The organism is Streptomyces sp. NPDC052301 (genome assembly GCF_044593395.1).
GTDB lineage: Bacteria > Actinomycetota > Actinomycetes > Streptomycetales > Streptomycetaceae > Streptomyces.
Window position 1 is genome coordinate 37,119 of sequence record NZ_JBIUBE010000010.1, and the last position, 12,397, is coordinate 49,515.

A 12,397-nucleotide genomic window follows, 5' to 3' on the forward strand; every position below is an offset into this window, starting at 1 on the left:
TACCCCTCACGAACCCTGCGGCTGGCTCGCGCCCGCCGTCGACAGACGCGGCCCCGTCGGCAGGAACTTCGACCAGGGGGCGGGAATGGGCGTCGTCTTCACGTCGGCGTAGCCGAGGCGGGTCTGCGCCAGCTTGGCCTGCGTCTGCAGCTGTTTGCGCTGCTGGGCGGTCATGCCGATGCCGTTGTTCTCGCTGGCGTTGTCGGCGTTGGACTGCAGGGCGTAGCGCAGACCGGTGTCGGTGACCAGGAAGACCGGGCCCACCTTGGTCTCCTTGCCCTGGAACTGCCGGTACAGCTGGCCGGAGCCCGGGGTGACGTAGGCGCTGGACGAGTCGGTGGCCAGCTCGGCGGGGAAGTCCTTGCCCGCCCAGGTGGTCAGCGTGGTGCCCCCGTCGTCGGGGTCGACGTGGTGCAGGACGTTGCAGACCGTGTTCCTGCTGCCGGCGGCGGTGGAGGCGTCGTTGACGGCGCTGGGCTCCTCGGTCGGCCAGTGCTTCTGGGCGGCGAACGGCTCGCCCCGGGTGATGGCGCCCGCGCTGACCTCCTTGTAGTGCCCGGCCTGGCCGAGCTTCACGAGGTCGGTGTCGGCCAGCAGCAGCCGGGCGACGAAGTCGGACACCGGAGCGACCCGGTGGGGCAGTACCACGAAGTACTGCTCCTGGCCGTTGACCGGCGCCCGGAGGACCATGCCGACGCGGTTGGCGTCGCCCAGCTCACCCGGTGCGTTCGCGGCGGCGTTCGCGACACCGTCGATCTGCGGGAACGTGATCGGGTCACCCTGGTGCAGGGTGTCGATCCACTGGCTGGTCACCTGCTGGGGCTTGCGGTTCAGGCCCACGAGGGTCTCCACCAGGTTGCTGTTGGAGCCGTCCACCGGGTACGCCGTGCCCTGGGCGTCGACCACGTACTGCTTCTTGTCCGACGGGGTGGTGACGTAGAGGAGTTCACCGCCGTGCAGCTTCTGACCGGCCTTCTCGGTCTTCTTCCGGTCACGCTCGGCCAGGACGAACGCGGCCTTCTGGATGGAGCTGCCGCTGCCGCTCGGGCGTTCGCAGACGGCCCACGTGTGGTCCGCGCCGGCCTCCGACGCGGAGGGCAGCCGGTCGGGGGCGTAGGGGATGCCGATGGTGACGCCGTGCGGGATCTTGCCGTTGTCGAGGATCGACTCGTCGACGGTGACGACGTCGACGTCGCTCTGGCCGTCGAGGACGAGCTTGGCCGAGGCCATGTTGAGGACCGGGTGCAGCTCGGCCTTGCCGTTCGTCTTCAGCACCACGTACCGGGTCGTGGACTTGCTGGCGATGATCACCTTCGTCGCCGGTGTGTCCCAGCCCTGCGGGGCCGTCGGCTTGAACATGCCCCAGGCGCCGAAGGCGGCCAGGACGACCACGCCGACGATCGCGCCGGGCAGGACGGCGCGCAGTGGCCGCGGTGCCCCCTCGTCGGAGGCATCCGGTGACGACTGCACGAACGACGCGAGCATGCGGCGCTTCGCGAAGGTGTAGGCGTTGAGTTGATCCCGCCGAGATGCCATCTGTGCCCGTTTCTCCCCGTGTCTCACGCGGAGCGCGCCCGGGGAACAGCTCCCCCGCCCTCCGTTGTCGGACCCGGCCCCTACTATGCCTGGTACGGAGCGGGTCTCGTGGAGCGGGTAGGGTACCTGGGCCCTCAAGGGCCTTGTTCAGTGGCCTGGTTCCAGCGAGTTGTGAGCAAATCGGGGGGATGGAGTGATGGCTTCCGGAACGCGGACGCGAGCGCGCGGCCGGTCGGCGGCGCGCGGCCGTGCGACCGGGTCCGCGGCGTCGGCGCGCGGCGCCTCCGCTCAGCGCGGCGCGGCGCAGCAGTCGGTCACGCTCGGGCTGCGGCCCCGGCCGGGCCAGGCCGGTTCGTTCCGTTTGCAACGGCTGGTGCTGGTCGAGCTGGCGGCGGCCGTGCTGGTCGTCGGCTGGGCGATCGGGATGATGGCGCTGGTGCCGGCAGCTGTCGTCGCGGTGGCGCTGGTGCTGCTGGCGTTCGTACGGCGGCGGGGCCGCTCCCTGCCCGAGTGGCTGGCCACCGCGCGGGAGTTGCGGGCCCGCCGGAAGCGGGCCGAGAACACCCCGATACCTCCGGGCACGGAGCCCGGGCTGGTCCCGGCGGTGGAGTGCGAGCCCGCACTGCGGACGTACTCCTACGGCGCGCGTGACCGGCGGCCGGTCGGCGTCGTCGGTGACGGGACGTTCGTCACGGCGGTGCTCCAGGTGGAGGCCGACGCGACCGCGCTGCGGGCCGAGCGGAGCCGCCAGCCGCTGCCGGTGGGGCTGGTGCGGGACGCGCTGGAGGTGGACGGGATCCGGCTGGAGTCGGCGCAGATCGTGCTGCACACGCAGCCGGCGCCCGCGCTGCACCTGCCGCAGCAGTCCGTCGCCGTCGCCAACTACGTTCCGTTGCAGGAGCAGACGGGCGCCCCGGCCGTGCGAATCACGTGGATCGCGCTGAAGCTCGACCCGGAGCTGTGCGCGGAGGCGGTGGCCGCGCGCGGGGGCGGGCTGCTCGGGGCGCAGAAGTGTGTCGTACGGGCCGCGGACCATCTGGCGAGCCGGCTGACCGGTGCCGGGTTCCGCGCCCGGGTGCTGGACGAGGAGGAGCTGGTCGCCGCGCTGGCCACCTCGGCGTGCGCCAACCCGCTGGTCACCGCGGAGGCGGGGCGCAGCGAGACGCGTGAGCGGCGGACCGAGGAGTCCGGGCGCAGCTGGCGCTGCGACAACCGGCGGCACACCACGTACTGGGTCCGCCGGTGGCCCCAACTCGGCGGTGACCGCGGCGAGTCGCTGCCGCAGTTCGTCGCCCGGGTCACGGCGATACCGGCGCTGGCGACGACCTTCAGCCTGACCCTGGCGCCCGGGGACCGGCAGGAGGTGTCGCTGTGCGGGCATCTGCGGGTGACCGGGCGCAGCGACGACGAACTCGTGGCGGCTCGGCGCGCGTTGGAGGACGCGGCCCGGCAGGCCGGTGCCGGCCTGGCGCGCCTCGACCGTGAGCAACTGCCCGGCATGCTGGCCACGCTGCCCCTCGGAGGTGCCCGGTGACGACGATTCCGACGACTTCCGTGGGCCCGGACGCGCAGCGGACTCCGGAGGCCTCCGGGCTGCGGCGGATGGGTGAGCGGCTGCGGCACGGCCTCGGCCTGGTCGGGCCCCGGCACGGCCGGCACGGGGTGCCGGTGCAGCAGTTGGAGACACTCGCGCTGCCCATCGGTGACGACGGGGTGGTGGCCGGTGTCGACGCCGAGGGGCAGCCGGCGGTGCTGGGGATCAACCGGCCCACGCCGTACGACGTCGTGTTGATCGGTGGTCTGTGGACCGCCCAGGTGCTGGCGTTGCGGTCGGCGGCCACGGGTGCCCGGGTCGCCGTGGAGACCGGCAGGCCGCAGGCCTGGATGCAGATGGTGCACGCGATGGGCGGCGGGCAGAACGGCCTGTCCGTGTACGACGTCGGGCGCGTGCCGCCGCAGGGCGCGTCGGCCGGTACGCCGGTGCTGGTGGTGCGGGACTGCGGCATGCGGCCGCCGCGCGGGCGTGTGGTGTCCGGGCCCTGGCAGTCGGTACTGACCCTGCTGCCGTACCTCAGCCCGGTCGCGCCCCGGCTGCTGCGGCAGGCGCGGCTCGCCGGCATCCAGCGGGTCTCGCCGGACGAGGCGGCCGAACTCGGGCGCACCATGGGCCTGTCGCGCACCGAGATGGAGTCGCTGCCGGCACTGCCCGACGGCGTCACGCTCTGGTGCACCGACCGTGACCGGCAGTACGTGATGACCCAACCGACCGATGCCGAGATCGGATTGTTGGGCACACCACGACGCATGGACTGAACTGCCCTTGCTCGTCCGTTTTGTTCACTGCTCGGGTGGTCGGTGCGTTCAGTGATTCGTCACTTGTCCGCCGTTTGCTCCCTGTTCCGTTCGGCAAGGCGCCTGGCGGACAGGGCACTTGCGGGCGCTGTGTGACCTGGTGGGCCCGGCTCGAGAGGTGGGCGGGCCTGCCGAGGTGTGGCTCGTGGTGATTAGGCTGGGAGCGGGCGCGATGGCAGGACCCGTGTACCGCGCGTCGGTGTCCCAGGGGGAGGACCGGATGGACCGGACTGCCTCGAACGACTACGGACGACTCGGAACGACACGACATGGTCGCCCCGGCACGGCATGAGGGTGCTCGACCACACCAGGAGGAACTGTGAGCAGCGATCGGGACGGGATGCGCGGGGGCTGGGCCACACCCGGCGATGACCAGCCCGACGCGGAGGCCGTCGAGACCACCGGCGAGTTCACCATCGATTACGCTCCCCCGGCCTGGTACACGCAGAACGCGTCGGGTACGGCGGGCGGCTCCGGTACGGCGACGGGCCCTGCCCCGGCCGGCCCGGCGGGGGTGGGCGCGGGCGGTGTCACGGGGTCGAACGACTCCGGGATGCCTGGCGCTTCCGGGATGCCGCAGTTCCCGCCCGGCTCGCCGGTTGCCGGACCGACTCCCCCGCCGCCCGCCGCGGGTACGCCGCCACAGGGGACGCCGTACGCCCCGCCGCCGCTCGTCACCGGTACGCCGCCGCAGGGGACTCCGTACGCCCCGCCGGCCGCCACCGGCACTCCGCCCCAGGGGACCCCGTACGCCCCGCCGCCGGCCGCCCCGGCACCCGAGGCTCCCTACGCTCCGCCCGCGTCGGCGCAAGGCGCTCCGTACGCCCCGCCCCCGCCGGCCGGGAGCCCGGTGCCGATGCCGGGGCTGCCGGAGGGCTTCGAGCCGCAGCAGGCGCAGCAGGTCCCGCCGCAGCAGCTCCCTTCGCAGCAGGTCCCGTCGCAGCAGGGTGCTGCTTCTGACGCCGTCGTGCCGGAGACGAGCAACGGGGATCTGGAGAGCGGAGCCACCATGCGGTTCTCCGCCGTCGCCCTGAAGCGCGAGATGGCCGAGATCGCCGAGCGCGCGGCGGCCGCCGACGAGCAGGCCGAGGGCGCTGAGGTCGGGGAGGCCGAGTCCGAGGCGGTGCAGGCGGCTGCGAGCGCGGAGGACTCCGCCGAGAGCGGCGAGGCCGCGGAGTCCGGCGACGGCGAGTCCACGCAGGGCGAGCCGGTGGCGGACGCGGCTGCCCCGGGGACCGCCGGAGGCGAGGCCGACGAGGACCCGGGCCCCGAGCAGGAGCAGGACCAGGAGCAGGAGCAGGACCAGCAGGGAGAAGGCGAGGCGGAGGCCGACGAGACGGCTGCCGCTCAGGAGGGTTCGGCCGACGGGACGTCCGACGCGCCGCAGTCCCCGGACACCGCGCACAGCGCGGACACTCCGGGCCCCACCGATGTCGCCCCCGAGGCCGCCGCGTCCGACGCGGTGGCACAGGACAGCACCTCCCAGCCGGCCCAGGCGGAGACGCCGGAGACCACGAACACCTCGGACACCCCTGCCACGACGGAGCCGGGAGCGCCGCAGGGCACCACCCCGCAGGCCCCCGTACCCTCCGCCGCCCAGGACTCCGCGCCCGCGTGGACTCCCCCGCCGGCGCCGCAGAGCGGGGTTCCGCCGCTGCCGCCCTCCTACCAGCCCGCCGCCCCGGCTCCGGCCGCTCAGTGGCCGGCGCAGGCCGCGCCGCAGCAGCCGGGCCCGATGCCCGGTCAGCCGCAGCCGCACCCGCAGGCCGCCCAGGGTCCCGGTGCCGTGCCCGGCCCGCAGCCGCCCTTCCAGCCGCAGGCCCCGCAGCCCGCGCCCGCCGCGTGGAACCAGCCGAACCAGCCCGGCCCGCACCAGCCCGGCACGCCCACCGCACCGCAGCCCGGTCAGCCCTATGCGACCGGTCAGCCCGCGGCACCGGCACCCGGCCCGGCTCCCCAGCCGAACCCGGCGGGTCCCGAGGCCCCCGGCGGTTACGGCTTCCCGCAGCCCCCGGCGCCCCGTCCGGCCCCCGACAACCCGACCCCGCCCAACGGCCCCATCCCTCCCACCCCTCCCACCGGCTACGGCTTCCCCCAGCCCGGTGCCCCCACTCCCCAGCCGCAGCCGCAGCCGCAGCCCGGCGGGTACGGCTTCCCGCAGCCGGACGCGCCCAACCCACCGGCACAGGCGGGCGGTTACGGCTTCCCGCAGCCGCCGCAAGCCCACACCCCGGGGGCCGCGCAGGGGCAGGCAGGAGGTGCTCAGGCGCCGGTCGATCCGCGGTCCGGGGCCGCCTGGCCGCAGCCGATCCAGCACGACCAGCGGCAGCCCACCAACCCGGGCGCCGCGCCCCTCGGTTACACGGCCGCGGTCGAACTGTCCGCGGACCGGCTGCTCAACAACAAGAAGCAGAAGGCGAGGAGCGGGCGACCCGCGGCGGCGGCCGGCCGGTTCAAGCTCGGCGGCAAGAAGGAAGAGGCCGAGCGGCAGCGCAAGCTGGAGCTGATCCGCACGCCGGTGCTGTCCTGCTACCGGATAGCGGTCATCAGCCTCAAGGGCGGCGTCGGCAAGACGACCACGACCACCGCGCTCGGCTCCACCCTCGCCACCGAGCGGCAGGACAAGATCCTCGCCATCGACGCGAACCCGGACGCCGGTACGCTCGGCCGCCGGGTGCGCCGGGAGACCGGGGCCACCATCCGTGACCTGGTCCAGGCGATCCCGTACCTCAACTCGTACATGGACATCCGCCGCTTCACGTCCCAGGCGCCCTCCGGTCTGGAGATCATCGCCAACGACGTCGACCCGGCCGTCTCGACCACGTTCAACGACGAGGACTACCGGCGCGCGATCGACGTGCTCGGCCGGCAGTACCCGGTCATCCTGACCGACTCGGGCACGGGTCTGCTGTACAGCGCCATGCGCGGCGTGCTCGACCTCGCCGATCAGCTGATCATCATCTCGACGCCGTCCGTGGACGGTGCGAGCAGTGCCAGTACGACGCTGGACTGGCTGTCCGCGCACGGGTACGCCGACCTGGTCTCCCGGTCCCTCACCGTGATCTCCGGGGTCCGTGAGACCGGCAAGATGATCAAGGTCGAGGACATCGTGCAGCACTTCGAGAGCCGGACCCGCGGCGTCGTGGTCGTGCCCTTCGACGAGCATCTGGCCGCCGGTGCCGAGGTCGACCTCGACATGATGCGGCCGAGGACCCGCGAGGCGTACTTCAACCTCGCCGCGCTGGTCGCCGAGGACTTCGTACGACACCAGCAGTCGCACGGGCTGTGGACGTCCGACGGCAACCCGCCCCCGGTGGCCGCCCCGCCGATGCCGGGCCAGCCCATGCCCGGACAGCCCATGCCGGGCCAGCCGATGCCCGGACAGCCGTACCCCCAGGCACCAGGCCAGGAACTGTACACCGGTCCGCCGCAGCCCTATCCGGCCCAGCCGTACCCGCAGGCCGCCCCCGGTCAGCCGTACCCGCAGGCACCGGGTCAGCCGTACCCGCAGGCACCGGGTCAGCCCTACCCGCAGGCCGCGCCGGGACAGCAGTACCCGCAGCCGGACCAGCAGCCGTACCCACCCCAGCAAGGACAGCAGCCGCAGGGACAGCAGCCGGGACAGCCGCCCCAGGGGCAGCCCCAGCAGCCCATGCCCCCGTACGGCTACCCCCAGCCGCATCAGGACCAGCAGCAGGGACAGCAGCAGCCCCCGCAGGCCCCGCCTCAGCCGCCCCAGCAGTAGCTCGCCGCGAGGCGGTGGGACCGCACGACGAAGGGCGGCCGGTGCTCAGCGCACCGGCCGCCCTTCTCGCTACGCGGGGGGTCTACCGCTCCGCCGCCACGATCTCGCGGCACCGCTTCACGTCGGCGGCGATCTGCTCCAGCAGGGCCTCCAGGGACTCGAACTTCGCCTGGCCGCGCACGTAGGCGAGGAAGTCGACGGCGACGTGCAGGCCGTACAGGTCGAGGCCGACGCGGTCGATCGCGTACGCCTCCACCGTGCGCTCGGTGCCGTCGAACTGCGGGTTCGTGCCGACGGAGATCGCGGCCGGCATGGCCTCGCCCTGGACGTGCAGATAGCCGGCGTACACGCCGTCGGCGGGGATGGCGGTGTGCGGGAGGGTCTCGACGTTGGCCGTCGGGAAGCCCATCTCGCGGCCTCGCTGGGCGCCGCGCACGACGACACCCTCCACGCGGTGCGGGCGGCCGAGGATCTCGCGGGCACCCGTGACATCGCCCTCGGCGACCAGGCGGCGGGTCAGGGTCGAGGAGAACGGCTCGCCGCCGCCCGCCTCACCGGTGACGTACAGGTCGACGATCTCGACCTCGAAGTCGTAGATCTTGCCCTGCTCGACGAGGAACTCCACGTTGCCGGCCGCCTTGTGGCCGAAGCGGAAGTTCGGGCCTTCCACGACCGCCTTGGCGTGCAGCTTGTCCACCAGGACCTTCACGACGAACTCGGCGGGCGAGAGCTTCGAGAACTCGGTCGTGAAGGGGAGGATCAGGAGCGCGTCCACACCCAGTTCGGCCATCAGTTCGGCGCGGCGGTGGTGCGGAGCGAGCAGCGGCGGGTGGCTGCCGGGGCGGACGACCTCGCTGGGGTGCGGGTCGAAGGTGACGACGACGGCCGGGACGCCCAGCTCGCGGGCGCGGTCGACGGCATGCTGGATGATCAGCTGGTGGCCTCGGTGGACGCCGTCGTAGGAACCGATGGTGACGACGCTGCGCCCCCAGTCCTGGGGGATGTCCTCCAAGCCACGCCAGCGCTGCACTGTGACCGCTCCTCGAACCCGTGTCCGTGTCTTCTGACCTCTTGTGCAGGTCTAAGGGTGCCATGCCGGGTGCCCCGGCCCGGCATCGGCATGGACGCTGTGACCGGGCGCACGTTCCCGGTACCGCTCGGCACGCTTCATGCCGGTACCCGCACCCCCGCCAGGTTCTCCAGCATGCGGCGGGCGCTGGGGCCCACCACGGCGACCCAGTCGTCCGGTGTCTCGGTCAGCCAGCGGGCCATGCGGGCGGCGAAGCCGGGGACGTGCCGGCCCAGGTCGACCAGGCCGCGGTCGAAGCGGGTGGCGCCCTCGGGGGTGCGGACGAGGAGCAGGCCGGTGCGGTGGACGAGTTCGCGCACCTCCTCCTCCCGGCGGCCGTGCTCCGCCGCCGCGTGCAGGACGGCGTCCAGGACGGACGGCTCCCGCTCCTGGGCGAGGAGGACCTCGAGGAGTTCGCGGCGCAGGGGCCGGCAGGCGGGAGCGCCGGCGGCGGCGAGGACGGTGGCGAGGGCGGCCCGGAGCTGTTCGGGACCGGTGTCGAGCAGACCCGTGACCAGCGGCAGCAGGGCCGGGCGGGCGGTGGAGCCCTGTTCGAGGCGGCGGTCGACGCAGGCGGCGACGTGTCCGGCGGTCTCCGGGCGCAGCGACACCGCCTCCCGGACGAGGGCGGCCACGCGGTCGGCGAGGGCCGGGGTGGCGGCATCGAGGAGGAGGGTGCGCAGGGCGTCTGCTGCGTCGGGGTCGCGCAGGCGGGTGCGGAAGGCGTCCAGGACTTGTCCGGGGTGCGTGGCGAGGGCCGGGAGCAGGGCGGTCGGCGGCAGGTGGGGGTCGCCGTCGGCGAAGTGGCGCAGGGCCGCGGGCAGGTGCTGGTCCCGGGTGTCCGGGTCGCGGACCAGCAGGGCGAGGGCGCCACCGTGCAGGGTGCAGTCGGCGGGGCGGGCGAGCAGGGCGAGGGCGGAGAGGCGCAGCAGCGCGCGGTCGGCCTCGCGGCGGACGTGCGGGGCCGCCCGCAGCCCGAGCGCCACCGCGGCGACCCGGCGGGCGGGCCGCTCGTCGTGCGCCCAGCGGTCGACGGCCCGGCAGACGGCGGACGGCTCGTCCTCGGCGAGGGTGGCGAGCAGTTCGTCGGCGCGCCGGTGCGCGCTCGCCACGAGCACCTCGATGAGGTCGTCCACAGTGCCGTGCCGGTGGGTGTGCAGCAGTGCCTGCGCGGCGGTCGCCACGGTGGCGTGCGGGGTCGCGGGCAGCAGCCGCTCGTCGTCGAACCACCTCGTCAGCTGCGGCTGGACGACGGCGGGGGCGGCGGCGAGCAGCCGGGCGACGGCGTCGAGGTACCGCTCGCCGGGCGCGGGCGGCGCCTGGTCCGCGGACCCCGGCGGCGCCTCGTCGGCGAGCACGAGCCGGCGCAGCAGATCGAGGCGCTCGGTCTCGCCCAGGGGCAGGGAGGTCCAGAAGCCGGGGCCGAACTCGGCGGGCACCGGCCGGCCTTGGCGCCGCCAGGCCACGACGCGATCGGCGAGCAGCCGCAGCACCTCGGTGTACGGCGCCGCGTCCGGGACCTGGTGCAGAGTACGGGCGAGCAGCCGGGCGGCCCACCAGGAGCCGGGGTCGCGCTCCAGGGCGTCGGTCAACTCCCGCAGTCGCGCAGCGAGCCGGCGGTGGCCGTACTGGCGGCCGAGCAGCAGAAGGGCCTGGACGACGGGGCCGAGGCGGTGGTGCGGCACGGGGACGGGCGGCGTCCTGCGGGTCTCGCGGGGGCGGTGCACCAGGGCGTGCAGGGCCTCGTCCAGGTCGAGGTGCATGCCCTGGATCCAGTCGGCCAGCTCCTCGTGCGCGAAGCGGTAGCCGCCGCCGGCCGGGACGAGGAGGCCCTCGGTGAGCACGGCGGAGGCCCAGCCGGTGGCACCGCCGAGCCGTGCCGGGGCGGGCCCCCAGGGGAACACCGACTCGAAGGACTCGCGGTCCAGCTCGCCCTGTCCCGGACCCAGGCTGCGCCGGGCGGCCTCGTGCACCTGCCCGGCCACGCGTGCCGCGAGCCGCCGTACGGCCGTGCCGCGCAGCCCGCTCGCGGCGGCGAGACGTACGGCGATGCGCAGGCACATCAGGTCGAGGTGGGCGGCGAACACCTCGTGCCGGTCGAGCGGCGGGGCGGCGGGGGCGTCCGGGACGGCGGCCCGGACCTCGGACAGCAGCCGGAGGGTGAGCGGGTGCCGGGCGTCGCGTTCGCCGAGCACGCCGTCGGGGATCCCGTACGCGGCCCGGGCTCGGCGGGCCTCACCGGCGCTGAGGCCGCCGACCGCCACGCAGGGCGGGAACGGCTGGAGGGCCGAGGGGAGCGGGTCTCCCGGGGTGGTGGGGGTGTGGAGCACGGTGGTGGGGAAGGTGGTGGCGGCGCGCTCCCAGTACTCCTCACGACAGGCCACCACCAGCCTCGCCCCGGTCTCCCGGAGCCAGGCGGCCGTGCCCTCGGTCCAGGCGGGCAGGCGGTGGGCGAGGACGGGGGGCATCTCCTCGGGGCCGTCGAGAAGGAGCAGCAGGGGGCTGCCGGACCGGGCGGCGAGCCGGGCCAGGCGGTCCGGGGTGAGGTCGCCCAGGTCCTCGGGGTGGGCCGAGCGGGCGGCGGCGATGATCCGGGCGGCGCGCTGCAGGGTGCGGCGGGCCGCGTCGGCCACGGAGCTGTCGGCTTCCTCCAGGTCGGCGCCGCGCAACCACAGCGTGGGCGCCGGCCGCTCGCCCCGGCTCCGGCGGGCGGCGAGGGCGGCGAGTTCCGTCGTACGTCCGCTGCCCGGGGCGCCGACGAGGCCGAGCACGGCCCGGTCACCGGCCGAGAAGGCGGCCAACTCCTGGGCGATGTCGGCCCGTTCGACCGGACCCACGGCGGCGAGGGGGCCCGTGAGCGTGCCCGGTGGGCCGTCCTGGGCCATCGAGGTGGCGGTCAGCTCCTGGATGCCGGCCAGGTTGAGGTCGGCGCCGTATCCGGGCACGGTCGCCGCGTTGCGGGCGAACAGGTCGCCGAGGGGGCCGTCGGCGGGGCTGAGCGGTACGGCGAAGCCCGCGTCGCGCTCGGCGGTGTGCAGGGCGGTGCCGATCACCCCGACGACCGCGCCGGTGCGGGCGTCGAGCACCGGGCCGCCGGCCGCCCCGCCGCCGAGGCGGAGCGCGTCCCGGCCCGCCGTGCCGATCGCCAGCTCCAGCACGTCCTCGAGGAGGTGGAAGCGGTCCGTGGCGGTGTACGTCACCTGGGTCGTGGCCAGCACCCGGGCCTCGCGCCAGCAGCCGGCGGGGACCCGCACATAGGTGCCGGCGTCGATCCGGTCGCGCACGGTCAGCGGCAGCGGCGCCACCCCGAGGCCCTCGGTGCGCACCAGCGCCAGGTCCCGCTCGGGCAGCGGGGTGACGGCGTCGGCCGGCACCACGCAGGTCCGGTCGCCGGCCGTGTGGAGCACGAGCCGGGGCAGGCCGTCGACGGCCTCGTGGCTGGTGAGCAGGGTGCCTTCGTGGTCGGCGAGGAAGCCGATCCCGCGGGGGCGACCCGCCAGGTCACGGATCTGCACCAGGGCGGGCTCGGGACGGTGGGTGGTGTGGTCCGTGCGCGGCCCGTCGTCTCCCGACCGGGTGCCGTCGGCCGCCGCGCACGCCCCGTCCGCCGTCTCACCCCTGCCGTCCGCCGCCGGTCGGCGACCGCTGCCGCTCCCGGCGCGGGGGCCCCGTCCTGTCATCGCCGTACCTCCCCG

6 protein-coding genes are annotated in these 12,397 nt (G+C 74.9%); 3 read left to right on the top strand and 3 right to left on the bottom strand.

The features are described from left to right. Positions 1–6: 6 nt before the first annotated feature. The gene (eccB, locus tag ACIHEJ_RS26845) at positions 7–1,536 is read right to left on the bottom strand and encodes a type VII secretion protein EccB (RefSeq protein WP_400139197.1); all 1,530 of its coding nucleotides are present in this window, start codon (positions 1,534–1,536) and stop codon (positions 7–9) included. Between the two features lie 196 nt (positions 1,537–1,732). Here eccB and eccE point away from each other — a divergent pair, with 196 nt between their 5' ends. The 3 genes from eccE (at position 1,733) to ACIHEJ_RS26860 (ending at position 7,633) form a co-directional block, all read left to right on the top strand. Then, entirely contained in the window at positions 1,733–3,070 is a 1,338-nt protein-coding gene (gene eccE / locus ACIHEJ_RS26850; protein WP_400139198.1) for a type VII secretion protein EccE, read from the top strand. 68 nt (positions 3,071–3,138) lie between these two features. Next, positions 3,139–3,849: a hypothetical protein gene (locus ACIHEJ_RS26855; protein WP_400139518.1), complete on the top strand. Its 711-nt coding sequence runs from the start codon at positions 3,139–3,141 to the stop codon at positions 3,847–3,849. A gap of 358 nt (positions 3,850–4,207) precedes the next feature. After that, on the top strand, positions 4,208–7,633 hold the full coding sequence (locus tag ACIHEJ_RS26860) for an SCO5717 family growth-regulating ATPase (RefSeq protein ID WP_400139199.1): 3,426 nt from the start codon (positions 4,208–4,210) through the stop codon (positions 7,631–7,633). 82 nt (positions 7,634–7,715) lie between these two features. Here the strand turns inward: ACIHEJ_RS26860 and ACIHEJ_RS26865 are convergent, their stop codons facing one another. Both ACIHEJ_RS26865 and ACIHEJ_RS26870 read right to left on the bottom strand, forming a co-directional pair. Beyond that, the gene (locus ACIHEJ_RS26865; protein WP_400139200.1) at positions 7,716–8,663 is read right to left on the bottom strand and encodes a bifunctional riboflavin kinase/FAD synthetase; all 948 of its coding nucleotides are present in this window, start codon (positions 8,661–8,663) and stop codon (positions 7,716–7,718) included. A gap of 137 nt (positions 8,664–8,800) precedes the next feature. Continuing rightward, positions 8,801–12,382, bottom strand: a complete 3,582-nt coding sequence (locus ACIHEJ_RS26870) for a trypsin-like peptidase domain-containing protein (protein WP_400139201.1) — start codon at positions 12,380–12,382, stop codon at positions 8,801–8,803. Between the last annotated feature and the right edge of the window lie 15 nt (positions 12,383–12,397).

Bases quoted from the DNA above. Each gene is read 5' to 3' on its own strand.
- ACIHEJ_RS26855 (WP_400139518.1), top strand. From the start codon at position 3,139: ATGGGTGAGCGGCTGCGGCACGGCCTCGGCCTGGTCGGGCCCCGGCAC.
- ACIHEJ_RS26870 (WP_400139201.1), bottom strand. From the start codon at position 12,382: ATGACAGGACGGGGCCCCCGCGCCGGGAGCGGCAGCGGTCGCCGACCG.
- eccE (WP_400139198.1), top strand. From the start codon at position 1,733: ATGGCTTCCGGAACGCGGACGCGAGCGCGCGGCCGGTCGGCGGCGCGC.
- eccB (WP_400139197.1), bottom strand. From the start codon at position 1,536: ATGGCATCTCGGCGGGATCAACTCAACGCCTACACCTTCGCGAAGCGC.